Below are 14525 nucleotides of genomic sequence, written 5' to 3'. Positions count from 1 at the left end.
TTCATCTCTTCGAGTATATTATTACCCAACAGGCAGACTTCAGCAATCGGCATTTGTTGATCCTGCAAATGATCTTACTCTGAGCTCCTCATCACGTGAGATCCGCTAACTCCCTTCCCCTTAGGTAGCATCAGCAACAAAATGAACGCACCTGCCAGAAAGAGTACACCACTCACGGTAACTACCGTCGTTAGGTTCAATTGATTCATTAGATAACCTGCGAACGACATGCTAATGACCATCATGCCCATAAACACCGGAGTAACTGCCCCTCCCACTCGGCCAATGAAGGTCGTATCCGTATTGCGCATAATCATCGTCTGAATGCCTACATGAATCCAAGGATAAAAGAAACCGTTAATCACCTGAGCGATCATGGTCAGCAGAATGTTGGTGGACCAGCCCATCATGATTGTTCCGAACGCACTGATCAGCAAACCTGCAGCGAGCAGCACTTGAGGCTGAAGTTTTTTGGCTGCACTCATGATGATTGCGCCCCCGACCAGCATGGCTGCACCATTAACCATGAGCAGCCACTGCAGAAAAGTTTTGTCCTGCCCCAGATTATCGATGACAACAAAGAGCATCAACGGTTGTATCAACCCTGCAGCCAGCCCGGATACTGCAAAAGTCATGACCAACGTCCGCAGAGCAACATTGGCGTACACATATCGAAATCCCTCAGCCAGCTCTTGATGGAAGGAGCCCTGCACACTTTTACCCGCAGTTCCTACTTCATCTTTAGGTAACCGAGAGAGAACCAGCCCGGATAGCAGAAACATCACAGCTGTAAGAACAAGAGATACTTCGATCCCGTAGTTCTGATAGATGACCGTTCCGATCATGGGACCAACCACCATAAAGACAGCAACCATCGTTTGAAACATGGCCATTACTCCCTGCAACCCCTCACCTGGGACATGCTGCTTAAACAGTTTCATTGCAGAGGGCTGTGAGAATTGAGAGAAAACTGCTGAAACCAAGGTACCCAACAACACTGAATACCAGGGACCAAACATTAAGGCAACCAGCACAACTACCGCAGAAAGTGACGAAAGCAGATCACACCACACCATGGTATGTTTGGGCCTCCAGCGATCAGCGAAGGTTCCTCCGATTATTGCAAAAATAAAGATGGGTGCATACTCGGCCACAGATATCCATGATACGGCCTGCGGATCATTGTTGGTCAGATCAGTCACATATAAGAGTATGGCAAAATTGCGTACCCAGATCCCCAATTGCAGAAGTAATCGGGAAATGACTATGGTCCGGACATATGGATTACGAAACACTTAAACTCCTCCTTCGGACTTTTCAAACAACTATTTATATTATTGTTTGTTTGTTTATTTATAGATAATATAATTTATTGTTTGTAAATAATCAATCATTTGTTTGCTAAATCGTCCTACCATATTTATTTCACCCAATTTATTTGTGCAAAATTTAATTAATACTTTAAGTTGTGGATGCAAACATTTATACTGAGAAGATAATGAAATAAATTACATAAAAGAAAGCAAGGTGTTCGTATTGATCGGTTCAATTTTTGTGGCTCTGGTAGCCATTGAACACATTTACATCATGATCATGGAGATGTTTATGTGGACTCGTCCACGTACAATGAAAACCTTTGGTCTCACACCACAATTCGCAGAATCAACCAAGTCTCTGGCAGCTAACCAGGGGCTTTACAACGGTTTTCTCGCAGCGGGGCTAATCTGGGGATTGGTGTATCCAGACTCGGTGATTGGTCAGCACATTCAGATCTTCTTCCTGGCTTGTGTCATCATCGCAGCCTTGTACGGAGGAGCAACTGCTTCCCGGTCTATTATCGTCAAACAAGGATTGCCAGCAATGATCGCATTGCTCCTGGTGCTTTTCCTCTAATCAGCTCTTGAGTGGTAACTCACTGCCCTTATTCATTACAGACCAAAGTATGGTATGGTAAGGTCATAATGGAATCAGTTCTACCCATTACCGTGATGGATTTGGAAAGGAGAATGTCTCATGGGACTGTTTGACAAGCTTCGGCGTCGCAAAAAGGAACCTGTATCTGTAGGCGGAGCCGTCGAATCTTCTTCACATAGTGAAACCATTGTTGGTTTTGTCCTTTTGGAACAGGATGACTGTGATTTTGATCAATTCATCCACACGATGAAGAAGGATTGGGATATTAATATCGAAGAGAGTTCGGAAGAGGGCAATCTTTTCTTTGAGGTAGATGGGATGCAGGTGGTATGTGCTTATATCGGTGCCCCTGTTCCTGACCGGGAAGTAGAGGAGAACGCCAAATTAAATATATTGTGGCGTGAAGCCGAACAAGTTACTTCCAGGCATCAATCACAGATTATCGTCTCTGTTCTGAACGCACCGGATGCGATCCAGGGACATATCCTGTTTACCAAGACAGCAAGTGCACTGTTACAGCTGGACCATGCACTCGCCATATATTTGGCACCACTTGTTGTCGAGGCACGTCAGTATGTTGAGACAAGTTATATCCTCAAGCAGGACGAGCTGCCTGTTTCCCTATGGATTTTTATCGGTATGTATCAGAATGCGGAAGGCGCTTCAGCTTATACGTATGGATTGCGTAACTTCGGAAAAGAAGAGATCGAGATTATACATTCAGCCAACCCATTAAGTGATGTATTTGAAATGATGTTTATGACGATGACCTATGTGGTTGAAAATGACGTCACCTTGCACGATGGAGAGACCCTCGGGTTTACAGCTGAGCATAAACTCCCGATTACCCGTTCCAAGGGAGTAGCTACAGAAGGCAGCAGTCTGAAGATCGGATATTAATTAACGTGTAGTCATATAAGAAGCAATCCACAGGGGCAAGCTCAGCATCCCCCTATTTGTCTCCTGAAATAAATAGAGCTATCCAGAGCATTAACCTGGGCGGCTCTATTATTTTTGGGGCGGCTATTTCACTCTCATCCTAGATTCCCTAAAATTAACTCTGCTAGTATAAAAATAGTTCATAAGTATTATATAATCTCGAAAATTTGTTTCAACGCCCGATTTTCGGGTATAATTAATAGGTCAATAGACTTATATATTACATAATTTTACGAGGGAGTTGCCTGTATGTCTGTACGACGTTTGGATTCAAAGGAACCTATTATTGAAATTATCTGGGATGGCATGGTTTCCCCTGAAGAAGTGGAACAAACGAATCGGGAAATTCAACATATTGCGCAGCAATTGGATAATTCGTTTGATGTACTGGTGGACATGCGAAACATGAAAGCTTTCTCCCAGGAAACCAAAGAGAAAATTGTGGAGCACCAAAAGCTGCTCACACAATGGGGTATGAGACGTGCCAGTGTAGCGGTCGGCAGTGCCATTGCGAAGATGCAGCTGAATCGAATCTCCAAGGAATCGGAGCATCAGACGGAATTCCAATGGGAAACATATGATGAAGCACTAGCATTTTTGACGAAATAAGAGAAGAAATAAGAGAAGCGTTCCCTGATGGAAACGCTTCTTCTATGTTCAGATCCATTTAGACTCCTGTCCCGTAGTACTCAAAGGGCTGGATGAAGCCGACATAACATGGTGACCGATGTACCACACATCCCAATCTCCTCGAATCCAAAACGCCGGTAAAGACGGATGGCTGCATTGTTCGGATCTACGCTCAGCGACACGGCCTGAATCCCCCTCTGCCGAGCTTCATCCAATGCCGCTTGCATCAGAAGAGTGCCCAATCCCTTTCCCCGCGCTTCCTCAATGACTGCCATGCCCATCTCTGGTGTAGCAGCGTTCACGTAACCGTATCCGGCATTGTGCTCAGCATACAAACGTAAAGTGATTGAACCCAGTCGCCTGCCTAATGTATCTACCGCGATATATCCAAAATCCCCTGCTCTTCCCCAGCCTTCCACGTACTTGGACAGTTCTGGAGAATGGACAATTCCAGGTTCCAAGGGTTCATCATCCCCCTGGGTATGCAGTGAAGCATATAACATCTCCCACAGGAACGGAACATCTTCCGTCTCTACAGGACGCACATGGTACAGGGTCATGATTTTCCCTCCTTAATTTCGGCAAAGAGGCGCTCCATCTTGTACCAATTCATATCTTGCGACACCTTATAGTCCTGTAGTTTATCTCGCGTATCATTACCGTTATAGATCGTCATTGAATGCTTGTTATATAGGGTAATTCCAAAACCATTGATTTCACGTTCCTCTTTGTTAATCATCAGACGCCACTCATAATAATAGGGAGATTCCCGTTCTTTATCTTTCTGATTAATCTTTTTCAGTTCAATGTCTTTATAGTCCTTCAGAAAGTCCTGAATTTCCCCCGCATCCTTGATGATCACTTCCTCCCTGTCCCCCGATGTACTTGAAAATCTCGTGATTTCTAACCGGTCGAATTTGTCCAGCATGGTCATGTGATCCGTAACCTCTGCCCGAAACGTGGTATGTTGTTGGGATATGTACACGGGTATCGCTGTAGCTACTAAGGCAAGTAAAACAACGATCCCCATAATCAGCCTTCTTTTTCTATTCATAAATCGACCCCCTCTCGTTAACCTATATGCGCCTGAATCCATCTATAGTTGGAAAAATCCTGATCCGCTAAAATGTTGTGGATCCTTTGCCCTCTGATGCTGGGCTCCCCATTCTCCTTCTCTATCTGGGGGTGCTACGTATCCACTAAAACTGAGCTGTAATCGAGAGCGATCCTGCAATGTACCCAACACAACATTTTCCACAAGTTCTATTGAGCTGGAATGATCGGAGGAGAGATAACCGGTGTTATCGTACACTTTACAGAACTCTTTTCGTATCATGTCACCAAGTCTGACCTCTCTTACTTGTACCAAAACTCCTGCCTGTGCTGAAATTCCCTCTTCCAGGGCTATAGTGGCCGCGTACTCTGCGTCGTAGCACTCCATGATTTGTGAAGGTGTTTGTTCCTCTGTTGTGTCGGCCTTCTGGCACTCTTGCTCCTGGTTGTCGGGTTCCTTCGATGTTCTCTCACCCGTAAGTTCGGTATATCTCTCTTGAAACTGTTCAGGAGATAGTTTCGTAACTTCCCAGTCCATCACATTAGTCTGAGAAGGATCCTGTGTGAGGGATTCAACTGCTGACTCTGTAGTGATCTCCTTCTGACCAGAAGAAAAATCCAGTAGCAATAAGCCCACAATGAAACATATGGACGCAGGAAGTACCCACCTTTTAATAAAATCACCCATCTTTCTCATCCTTATATCGTATAAAAATTGGATATCCTATGTTATTTCCAGTATACCATTTCATCCATATATTGTTCTATATTAATACATCCATCCAAACGGAATAAGCCGCATCCACCCTCCTACGAGGTTGAATCCGGCTTGTTTGTATATCTCACTCGAGCTGATGTGATGCTGGATCCCTGAATCAAGAATGAATGGAGACATCCCCCGTTGACTCTCTGATCACCAGCTCGGGTTTCAGAACCAATTTCTGTGGCCGTTTATGCTCATCTTTCAACTCATCGATCAGCAGATCCACAGCACGATGCCCCAAATCCTCAATAGGCTGGGCAACCGTCGTGAGCGGTGGATTGGTCACGGATGCGAGAATGGTATTGTCGAATCCGATGATGGAGACATCTTCAGGGACTCGTAGTCCGAGCTCTTTTGCTGCTTGCAGCGCACCAATGGCCTGCATATCATTACAACAGAATATGCCGGTTGGCTGGTTGGTTTGCCCGAGCAGCACAAGCACCTCCTGTTTGGCTGATTTTATGTCCGCGGTTGATTCCCTGACCTGGGAAGTTTCAAGAGCAAGACCTGCTTCCTCCACTGCTTCGCGGAATCCGCGTACACGTTCCTTACTGCTGCTGACCTTGAGCGGCTCTGACACCACCCCAAAGCGGGTATGACCCAACTGAAGCAAATGCTGCGCAGCCAGTGCGCCACCAAGCCTGTCATCGATCGCAACGGTGTGAACCGAGAGGGACGGCAGTTGACGAGCGATTAAGGCAACAGGTATGGATTGCTGCAGAAGGGGTGACAAAATCTCGGCATTATCAATACCCGTTCCGATCATCATGCCATCGACTCTTTTTTGCTGAAGCAGGTTCAAATAGCGCTCTACCCGCTCGTCCTTATTATCCGTGCTGCAGATCACGACGCTGTACCCCAGCTGGCGGCTCCGGTCTTCTACCGCTCTGGCAAGCTCGGCAAAATACGGATTGGATATATCGGGCACAAGCAAACCGAGCGTATAAGTTTGCTTGCCTGTAAGTGCAGCTGCAATCGCGCTAGGTTGATAGTTAAGGCGTTCCATGATCTCCATAACCTCAGCGCGCCGCTTCTCACTGATTTTGCCTTTGCCGTTAATGACCTGGGAGACTGTGGCAATGGATACGCCCGCCTCTCGTGCAATATCATAAATGGTTGCTTTCATTGTTAATTCCCCATCTGTGCTATATACAAGATCCTTATATATAGGTAATCGTTTTCTTCTCATTATGCAGGGGGAAATCTGCATACGCAACTCGAATCCACACTATAAGGTGCTGATGAGACCGAATTACCTTTTCATCAGCCAATCATGGTCAGGGTCATTATAAAATTTCCAGGTTCGAGTCGGGCCCGCCATCACATTAAGGTAATACACCTCATATCCCGGTGGAGCACCTACTGGGTGGTATCCGCAAGGGACAAGCACGACTTCACCATTGTTCACTGCCAGTGTCTCATCCACAGATCGATCGTCTGTGTAAATGCGTTGAATGGCAAACCCCTGCTCTGGCTGTACCCGGAAGTAATAGGTCTCCTCCAGTAGTGATTCTTCAGGCAAGGCATCCCGGTCATGTTTATGCGGCGGATAACTCGACCAATGTCCATCTGGCGTAAATACTTCAACGACGAGCAGACTGTCCGCTTCCTTCTGTTCCGGTAAAATGTTATGAATCTGGCGCTCCAAATTGCCATACCCGCGGGTCTCTACTCCGACATCTTCCGGTGTGATGAGACGAGCCGGATATGTTCCTTTGCCTGGTGCCGCACATATGGCTATTTCCAATGCGGAAAGAGCCTTGATCTCCACCTGATCGGAGCTAGAGACATAGACGGAATAAGGAGGGGTTTTCTCAAATATGCTCATTCTCTTCCCAACGTTCTCCCACGCATGCTCACGCGTACTTATATGGGCCAGCCCGCTGAGCAGTACGATACAGAGTTCCTGATCACCGCTCTCACGGGTGAAGGATTGCCCTTCTGCAAGCTGTACTACCTGAAACCCAACATATTGCCAACCAGCAGACTCTGGAGTTACGTGTATAAGCGTGTCGTCCCCCTCCAAATGTGCTGCCGGTTTTACGATACGTTCTGACATGCTGCAGCCTCTCCTTTCTGTGCGCCCTGGCAATCTAGTTTTCTATCCATAGAGAAACATCATCTGCAATAGCTTGAACGCTGAATTGAATTTTTAGGGCGATGCAGTTTGAGATTCCATTGTCACCCCAGTGACTTCTCGCAGCTTGACAGGTCTCCCCTGTTCCATGGACATCCTTGCAGCCAGTGCAATCCGTTCAGCCTGAACCGCATCATGGCCGTCGACAGTAACAGGTGTATCCTTCAGGATCGCTTCAATAAAAAGGGCCGTCTCCTGCACATAAGCCTCATTGTATCTTTCCAGAAAAAAGTGTAGCGGTTTATCCCGCATAAGCCCTGCCGCTGTACTAATCTCTGCCGTATTGGGATGATCGTTTGCAGCTGCTGCACTGCCCAATGAGCCAAACACCTCGACACGCTGATCATATCCATATACCGCTTGGCGGCTGTTATCAATGACACCGATGGCTCCATTTTCAAAACTCATCGTCACAATGGCTGTGTCCACATCTCCATGCTCTGCAAAAACAGGGTGGATCAGCACGTTCCCTTGGGCATATACTTCCTCAACTTCACTTCCCGACAGATAACGTGCCATATCAAAATCGTGAATCATCATATCCATGAAAATCCCGCCAGATACCCGGATATACTCTGCGGGCGGCGGGCTTGGGTCCCGTGAAGTGATTTTGATAATATGCGGATCGCCGATCGTCCCCTCCTGCACGTGGCCCCGCACCCGTTTGAAGTTGTGATCGAAACGGCGGTTGAATCCGATTTGCAGCTTCACGCCAGCCTTTTGCACAGCCGCCACAGCCGCTTGGGTCTGAGCCAAATCCATACTGACCGGTTTCTCGCAGAAAATATGTTTGCCCGCTTTCGCTGCTTGCTCAATTAAGGGTACATGCGTATCCGTCGAGGAGCAGATCAGCACAGCATCGACGTTCGGCATCGAGATAAGCTGACTGCTGTCTGTCGTTACAACCGAAATTCCCCGTACGGAGGCCCAAGCCTCCAGCTCAGGCCCCGCAAACAAATCACTGATTCCTACAATTTCGGCATGCGGGTTGCGCAGGAGATTGTCTGCATGAATTTTACCGATCCGCCCGGCACCGATAATGCCAATTCTCACTCTGTCCTTGCCCATTTTGTTATCCTCCCTGTCCCTGTTCGCTCTCTATCGGATGAGGTCTCTCCCTCTTGGTCTGGATTATGCCCAGGGTTGTTACCAGCGGGCCGTCACCATCTTTTTGCGCGTATAAAATTCAACACCATCCGTACCGTTGGCGTGCAGGTCACCGTAGAAGGATTTCTTCCAGCCGGAAAAAGGGAAAAAGGCCATTGGCGCAGGTACGCCCAGGTTAATGCCAAGCATGCCTGCATCAATCGTTTCACGGAATTGTCGCATGCTCGCTCCGCTACGAGTGAACAGGCACGCCCCATTGGCAAAGTCGGAACGATTCGCCAGCTGGACTGCTTCCTCGAGCGTATCCACTCTAGCTATGGAGAGCACAGGGGCGAAGATCTCATCCTTCCAGATTTTCATGCTGCTCTGAACCTCGTCGAATATGGTGGGTCCAACAAAATATCCGGACGTGCCTGCCGCTTCATCCTTGCGGCCATCGCGGATCAAGGCAGCACCTTCCTGTTCTCCGGATTCAATGTAGCCGAGCGTACGTTCTTTATGCGGACCTCGAATGACCGGACCGAGGAACACACCCTCATCTAAGCCATTGCCTATCGTGATGCGGTCTGCTGCTTCCACCAGCTTTTGTACCAACGCATCTGCAATATCACCAACGGCCACGACAACCGAACAGGCCATGCACCGCTCTCCGGCTGAGCCAAAAGCTGCACTGGTGATCTCCTTCACCGTCAGGTCAAGGTCGGCATCCGGCATGACGATCGAGTGGTTTTTGGCACCGGCGAGTGCCTGCACCCGTTTTCCGTGTGCGGATGCAGTAGTGTAGACGTATTCAGCCACAGGCTGTGAGCCGACAAAAGAGATGGCTTGAACATCCTGATGTTCAAGCAGTCCGTTCACGACGTCATGCGCACCGTGAACGATGTTAAGTACACCGTCCGGAAGCCCGGCTTCCTTGAACAGCTCAGCTAGGCGCCCTGCGAGCAGCGGTGTTCGCTCGGAGGGCTTCAGTACAAAGGTATTTCCGCACGCAATCGCCAGCGGGAACATCCAGCACGGTACCATCATTGGGAAGTTGAAAGGGGTGATCCCCCCTATAACGCCGATCGGGTACCGATACATGCCTGATTCCAGCCCTGTGGCGATATCAGGCAGCTGCTTGCCCATCATCAGATTCGGGGCACCCGCCGAGAATTCAACACATTCAATGCCCCGCTGCACTTCCCCATAGGCTTCGGCATAACTTTTGCCGTTCTCCAATGTGACCAGCCGGGCGAGTTCTTCCCAGTGTTCCACCAGCAACTGCTGGTAGCGGAACAAAACACGCGCACGGCGAGGAACTGGCGTGCTGCTCCAGGATGGAAATGCCTCTCTTGCCGTTTGGACGGCGAGGTCCACGTCAGCCTGTTCTGACAGCGGTACGTATGCAATGATTTCCTCCGTAGCCGGATTCATAACCGGCTCGGTTCGGGTTGCCGCCGGGGCTACCCAGGCACCCCCGATCCAGTTTTGTACCATCGTCACGGTTGTAGACGCTTCCGAAATCCCTTTTCCCATAGCCCTGTCTCCCTTCGCTTATATATGTTGCAGCTATTCCTTAGTGATTCAGGACACTGTAATCTCGCCCCGATTGCAGCGATCAATATAGTCATTCACCTGATCCACCGTTGGCATCGCATCCGAGCAGCTGTGACTAGAGATGACGATACTTGCTGCTGCGCTGCCATACGCCATACTGCGTTCAATCGTCCAATTCTGCATTAATCCGTACAGGAACCCTGCTGCGTAGGAGTCGCCAGCTCCAAATGTCTTCACCACACGCGCTGGGTAGCTGTCTGCACGATGGGATAGCCCCTCGCGGGTATAGGCAATGGAGCCCTCCTTGCCATGCTTGATAACGACAATTTTCGCTGAGTAATCAAACCACTTTTGCGAGGTCACCTGATCGCTGCGCTGTGTATTATGGTCAAACGTCTCCATCATGTCGAATTCCTCACGGGTACCCAGGATGATGTCGCATTTTTCGGCTGCAAGGTTGTAATACACTGCTGTTTCTTCCGCCGATGTCCAGGTGTAGGGACGATAATCGAGATCAAATACAATGACGGTTCCATGCTTTTTGGCATACGTTAATGCCTGAAATACCGCTTCACGAGATGGGCTCTGGGCAAGAGCCGTTCCGGAAATTAGCAGCACTTTGGAACCCTCGATCAGCTGCTCCTGGACTTCACGGGCTTGTAACAGCAGATCAGCTACATGGTCGCGGTACATCAGTATGCTGCAGTCGGTTGGACTTTTGATCTCGGTAAAAGCAAGCCCTGTCACTGCTCCTGTGTCATCGGTTACCACATTGGACGTATCAATTCCGTTGCGTTCCAGATAACTATGGATAAACCTTCCCATCTGGTCATTGGCGATTTTTCCGATAAAGGCCGTCTCCATGCCGAGCCTGGACATGCCAATCGCAATATTGGCCGGAGATCCACCTACATACTTCGTAAACGTCATCGTCTCTTCCATCGGACGGTTAATCTCATTGGCGTTCAAGTCAATGCACAGTCTTCCGATTGCGGTAAAATCCGTCTTCCTGGAAGCAGGAAAGGAAACGTAAGCCATGGCTCAGAACCCCTTTCTGTGAATGGAATAGTGTTCTAGATTGAAGGTGCTGACCGATCCAGATAAAATATATTCTTCTCTCCGACTACGCCTTCTGTCTACATTGGTATTTTGCTATGCATATATGAAAAACACCTTCGTTACCTAACCCTATGGAAAATATATTAAACTCATGCCGAATCAGATGGGCTACCTAATTATTGAATTCATGTACAAGAGGGAACGTTTCGCATACTCATATGGATTATGAATGGAAGGATCCTGCTCGCCTTCAAGCATCGCCCACCCATCGTATCCCCGATCAACCAATTCCTGCAGAATCGGTGCAAAATCAATGCATCCATCCCCGGGTACAGTAAATACCCCTTTGCGAATACAGCCGACAAAATCAGATTGTGCTACCCGTGCCTCATCCAGTACATCGGGACGGATATCTTTCAAGTGGATATAGGCAATCCGGTTATAATGCTTACGCAGCAGAGCAAGTGGATCGGCTCCCCCGTAGTAGGCATGACCCGTGTCATAAAGCAAGTAAACGAGAGTAGGATCGGTCAATTCCATCAACCGGTCGATCTCCTCCGGCCGTTCCACTACGGTGCCGCCATGGTGATGGTATGTCAGTTTCAATCCATGTTCTCGTGCAATGGCACCAGCCTCGTTCAACCCTTCAGCAAGGATGTGCCACTCGGTTTCACTGAGTCTCAGCACTTCCTTCTCATGCGGAGTCCGCCGTGGATCAAAATGTAGGGAACCCCCGACCTCTGCTGTACTAATCACCGTACTGCCCATCGATTGCAGAAACTCCGTGTGTCTGCGATAGCTGTCCAGCTCTGATTTCCGGTATGCCTGGTCGGAGAGCAATACCGACTTCCACTGGGAAACGAGACGGATATTACGCTTATCTAATTCCTCACGCAGTGCGGCTGGATCCGTTGGATATTTGCGCCCCATCTCCGTACCGGTCAGGCCGAGTCGCTGAATATCATCCAGAATCTGCTCACACGTCGTATTGTCCCCATGCTCCTTCACATCCTCGCCGACCCAGTTGATCGGATGAATTCCGAGCTGAAATGGCAGCTTGTTCATGGCTCCACGTCTCCTTTATTAGAGTTCAGCATCTTGTCTGTTCAGATAAACGGTGCTGAATTAAATGAGCTTTGCTTTGGCACGGCTGGCTTGCATTGCATGATGAGCATTTACCACCTTTTCTTCCGTTGATACTTCCGGCACGCCAACATTCCACCAGGATTCATATCCTCCTGCATTGGTCCCTGGTACAACCGGAATCTCGATAAGTGTCGTCACACTCTCATTCCTTGCATCCCTGAGTGCCTGCTCCAGCTGCTCTGCTGTTTCCGCTCGATATGCCTGTGCTCCCAGACTGCGGGCATGTGCTGCGAAATCCATCGGCAGGTAATCCCCTGTCAGTCGCCCACTCTCCGATTCCCTATAACGAAACTCGTTGCCGAATCCGTCACTGCCGTGCTCACGCTGCAAATTATGAATGCATTGGAATCCATTGTTATTGAATAGCAAAATGGTAAACTTCTTCTGTTCCTGCAGGCTGGTCACCAGCTCCGAATGCAGCATCAGGTAACTGCCGTCACCAACCATGGCATATACTTCCCGATCCGGCTCGGCAAGCGCTGCTCCAAACGCACCACTCACCTCATAGCCCATACAGGAGAAGCCGTATTCCATGTGATACGTCTTCGGTGCTGCCGCTCGCCATAGGCGATGCAAATCTCCGGGCAGGCTTCCCGCTGCACACACAATGATGGAAGATGGATCGATGGTCCGATTAATAATTCCAACGGCAGTGGTCTGTGCCAAGCCGGCTTCGTGCTTTAGTTCATATAACCGATCTACTTCTCGGTTCCATTCATCTCGCAAGTCAGCAACTTCGGATGGGCCGTAGCCGCTACGGTATCCTCGAACCTGCATTGCCGTTTGCAGGGCTTGCAGCCCTTCCCGTGCATCTGCCAGGATGGCTTCCCCGCCCAGCTTGGCTGCATCCATACCGTTCAGGTTTAAGTTGATAAATGTCACTTCTGGATGCTGAAAAGCGGATCGGGACGCCGTCGTGAAATCCGAGAACCGGGTGCCGACGCCGATCACTACATCTGCTTCTCTCGCGAGTCGGTTTGCCGCCAGCGAGCCTGTAACCCCGATGGCCCCCACATTGAGTGGATGGTCCCAGGACAGTGCACTCTTGCCAGCCTGGGTCTCGGCAACCGGAATGCCGAATGCCTCGGCGAAGGCAGCGAGCTGAACAGACGCCTCGGAATACAACACACCGCCGCCAGCAACCAGCAGCGGCTTCCTACCACGGGCCAGCTGCTCCGCGGCCCGTTCAATGGCTGCCTGGACCGGGGGGCGGCGGTCCAGATAATGCACCTTGCGGGCGAAGAACGCTTCCGGGTAATCGTACGCCTCTGCCTGCACATCCTGCGGCAGTGCCAGCGTTACCGCTCCCGTCTCCGCTGGATCCGTGAGAACACGCATCGCCTGTGTTACAGCAATCATTAACTGTTCAGGACGTACAATACGATCCCAATACTTGCTGACCGCTTTAAATGGGTCTGTAGCCGAGACGGTATAATCACTGCTCACCTCAAGCTGTTGCAGTACGGGGTCCGGTTCACGTGTGGCAAAGTTATCTCCGGGAAGCAGAAGTACAGGAATCCGGTTCACTGTCGCTGTTGCAGCTGCGGTAATCATATTCAACGCACCTGGGCCGATCGATGTGGTACACGCGTAGATTTGCCTGCGATTCTTCTGCTTGGCATAAGCCGCTGCAGTGTGTACCATACCCTGTTCATTCTTGCCTTGCATGTACGTCAGACTTCCTGGGCTGCGTTCCAGTGCCTCTCCTATTCCTGTAACATTACCGTGTCCGAAAATACCGATAACTCCCTTCACGAATTTGGTCTCCACACCATCTACGGAAATATACTGCTGGTCCAGATAGCGGAGCAGTGCCTGGGCCATGGTCAGCCGGATCGTTGTCATGGATTTCGTCTCCTTTCCCCTCATGGGTAAAGCGCTTAATCTACGTTAAGTTCAAGCGCCTTACCCATGAAGGTTAAGCGCTTAATTGGTATAGTATTACATCATGGCTAAATAGGCAAGATATTTTTGTAAGCGTTTTATTAAAAATAAAGTCTAATCTGCTCTATACGCTGCTAATCAACATATTACAGGGTTAATTGTATTTGTTTAAGTTTAAAAGGATGTAATTGCAGAGTATGTAATCTTGTGAAAACCTTAAAAGCACAAAAAAAAGAGATGATCATGATCATCTCTTTTTTCTCTATATCGGTAAGCGGGTGATGGGAATCGAACCCACGCTATTAGCTTGGAAGGCTAAAGTTCTACCATTGAACTACACCCGCGTAAAAAATAATA

General features: G+C 49.0%; 14 protein-coding genes and 1 tRNA gene. 3 read left to right on the top strand and 12 right to left on the bottom strand.

All coding sequences use genetic code 11. The annotated features are described in order from the left end of the window. Positions 1–74: 74 nt before the first annotated feature. The gene (locus CHI14_RS29460) at positions 75–1295 is read right to left on the bottom strand and encodes an MFS transporter (RefSeq protein WP_095293539.1); all 1221 of its coding nucleotides are present in this window, start codon (positions 1293–1295) and stop codon (positions 75–77) included. A 241-nt stretch (positions 1296–1536) separates the two neighbouring features. On the opposite strand from CHI14_RS29460, the gene CHI14_RS29455 reads away from it, so the two are divergent. The 3 genes from CHI14_RS29455 (at position 1537) to CHI14_RS29445 (ending at position 3462) form a co-directional block, all read left to right on the top strand. Next, a complete protein-coding gene (locus CHI14_RS29455) occupies positions 1537–1893 on the top strand; it encodes a DUF1304 domain-containing protein (protein ID WP_170948314.1) in 357 nt (118 codons plus the stop codon). A gap of 120 nt (positions 1894–2013) precedes the next feature. Further along, on the top strand, positions 2014–2814 hold the full coding sequence (locus tag CHI14_RS29450; RefSeq protein ID WP_095293537.1) for a DUF4261 domain-containing protein: 801 nt from the start codon (positions 2014–2016) through the stop codon (positions 2812–2814). Between the two features lie 288 nt (positions 2815–3102). Continuing rightward, positions 3103–3462, top strand: a complete 360-nt coding sequence (locus CHI14_RS29445) for a hypothetical protein (RefSeq protein ID WP_095293536.1) — start codon at positions 3103–3105, stop codon at positions 3460–3462. Between the two features lie 80 nt (positions 3463–3542). Here the strand turns inward: CHI14_RS29445 and CHI14_RS29440 are convergent, their stop codons facing one another. From CHI14_RS29440 to CHI14_RS29390, 11 genes are all read right to left on the bottom strand, one after another. Beyond that, a complete protein-coding gene (locus CHI14_RS29440; protein ID WP_095293535.1) occupies positions 3543–4043 on the bottom strand; it encodes a GNAT family N-acetyltransferase in 501 nt (166 codons plus the stop codon). Beyond that, positions 4040–4537: a hypothetical protein gene (locus CHI14_RS29435; protein ID WP_095293534.1), complete on the bottom strand. Its 498-nt coding sequence runs from the start codon at positions 4535–4537 to the stop codon at positions 4040–4042. Before CHI14_RS29435 ends, CHI14_RS29440 begins: the two co-directional genes overlap by 4 nt. 42 nt (positions 4538–4579) lie before the next feature. Continuing rightward, complete coding sequence (locus CHI14_RS29430) at positions 4580–5224, bottom strand: hypothetical protein (protein ID WP_095293533.1); 645 nt, start codon at positions 5222–5224, stop codon at positions 4580–4582. Positions 5225–5411: 187 nt separating this feature from the next. Beyond that, positions 5412–6425 carry a LacI family DNA-binding transcriptional regulator gene (locus tag CHI14_RS29425; RefSeq protein WP_095293532.1) on the bottom strand — a complete coding sequence of 338 codons (1014 nt, stop codon included), beginning with the start codon at positions 6423–6425 and terminating at the stop codon, positions 5412–5414. Positions 6426–6551: 126 nt separating this feature from the next. Continuing rightward, positions 6552–7358 (bottom strand): 5-deoxy-glucuronate isomerase, encoded by an 807-nt coding sequence (gene iolB, locus CHI14_RS29420; protein WP_095293531.1) that lies wholly within the window; start codon positions 7356–7358, stop codon positions 6552–6554. 93 nt (positions 7359–7451) lie between these two features. Then, positions 7452–8504, bottom strand: a complete 1053-nt coding sequence (iolG, locus tag CHI14_RS29415) for an inositol 2-dehydrogenase (protein ID WP_095293530.1) — start codon at positions 8502–8504, stop codon at positions 7452–7454. 78 nt (positions 8505–8582) lie between these two features. Continuing rightward, complete coding sequence (locus CHI14_RS29410) at positions 8583–10058, bottom strand: CoA-acylating methylmalonate-semialdehyde dehydrogenase (RefSeq protein WP_283164018.1); 1476 nt, start codon at positions 10056–10058, stop codon at positions 8583–8585. Positions 10059–10106: 48 nt separating this feature from the next. Further along, the gene (gene iolC, locus CHI14_RS29405; RefSeq protein ID WP_095293529.1) at positions 10107–11117 is read right to left on the bottom strand and encodes a 5-dehydro-2-deoxygluconokinase; all 1011 of its coding nucleotides are present in this window, start codon (positions 11115–11117) and stop codon (positions 10107–10109) included. A gap of 189 nt (positions 11118–11306) precedes the next feature. Continuing rightward, the gene (iolE, locus tag CHI14_RS29400; RefSeq protein WP_095293528.1) at positions 11307–12203 is read right to left on the bottom strand and encodes a myo-inosose-2 dehydratase; all 897 of its coding nucleotides are present in this window, start codon (positions 12201–12203) and stop codon (positions 11307–11309) included. 60 nt (positions 12204–12263) lie between these two features. Next, positions 12264–14129, bottom strand: coding sequence for a 3D-(3,5/4)-trihydroxycyclohexane-1,2-dione acylhydrolase (decyclizing) (gene iolD, locus CHI14_RS29395; RefSeq protein ID WP_095293527.1), 1866 nt, complete (start codon positions 14127–14129; stop codon positions 12264–12266). 312 nt (positions 14130–14441) lie between these two features. After that, a tRNA-Gly gene (locus CHI14_RS29390) sits at positions 14442–14512 on the bottom strand. Positions 14513–14525: the final 13 nt, after the last annotated feature.

It is taken from the genome of Paenibacillus sp. 7516, from assembly GCF_002272715.1.
GTDB classification, from domain to species: Bacteria; Bacillota; Bacilli; order Paenibacillales; family Paenibacillaceae; genus Paenibacillus; species Paenibacillus illinoisensis_A.
The sequence above is the reverse complement of the archived record's forward strand: the minus strand, read 5'-3'. Positions and strand labels throughout refer to the sequence as shown.

What these genes read in the sequence shown, in the direction of transcription:
- CHI14_RS29425 (WP_095293532.1), bottom strand. Translation starts at nt 6,425, where the DNA reads ATGAAAGCAACCATTTATGATATTGCACGAGAGGCGGGCGTATCCATT.
- iolD (WP_095293527.1), bottom strand. Translation starts at nt 14,129, where the DNA reads ATGACAACGATCCGGCTGACCATGGCCCAGGCACTGCTCCGCTATCTG.
- CHI14_RS29450 (WP_095293537.1), top strand. Translation starts at nt 2,014, where the DNA reads ATGGGACTGTTTGACAAGCTTCGGCGTCGCAAAAAGGAACCTGTATCT.
- CHI14_RS29445 (WP_095293536.1), top strand. Translation starts at nt 3,103, where the DNA reads ATGTCTGTACGACGTTTGGATTCAAAGGAACCTATTATTGAAATTATC.
- CHI14_RS29430 (WP_095293533.1), bottom strand. Translation starts at nt 5,224, where the DNA reads ATGGGTGATTTTATTAAAAGGTGGGTACTTCCTGCGTCCATATGTTTC.
- iolE (WP_095293528.1), bottom strand. Translation starts at nt 12,203, where the DNA reads ATGAACAAGCTGCCATTTCAGCTCGGAATTCATCCGATCAACTGGGTC.
- iolG (WP_095293530.1), bottom strand. Translation starts at nt 8,504, where the DNA reads ATGGGCAAGGACAGAGTGAGAATTGGCATTATCGGTGCCGGGCGGATC.
- iolC (WP_095293529.1), bottom strand. Translation starts at nt 11,117, where the DNA reads ATGGCTTACGTTTCCTTTCCTGCTTCCAGGAAGACGGATTTTACCGCA.
- iolB (WP_095293531.1), bottom strand. Translation starts at nt 7,358, where the DNA reads ATGTCAGAACGTATCGTAAAACCGGCAGCACATTTGGAGGGGGACGAC.
- CHI14_RS29440 (WP_095293535.1), bottom strand. Translation starts at nt 4,043, where the DNA reads ATGACCCTGTACCATGTGCGTCCTGTAGAGACGGAAGATGTTCCGTTC.
- CHI14_RS29410 (WP_283164018.1), bottom strand. Translation starts at nt 10,058, where the DNA reads ATGGGAAAAGGGATTTCGGAAGCGTCTACAACCGTGACGATGGTACAA.
- CHI14_RS29435 (WP_095293534.1), bottom strand. Translation starts at nt 4,537, where the DNA reads ATGAATAGAAAAAGAAGGCTGATTATGGGGATCGTTGTTTTACTTGCC.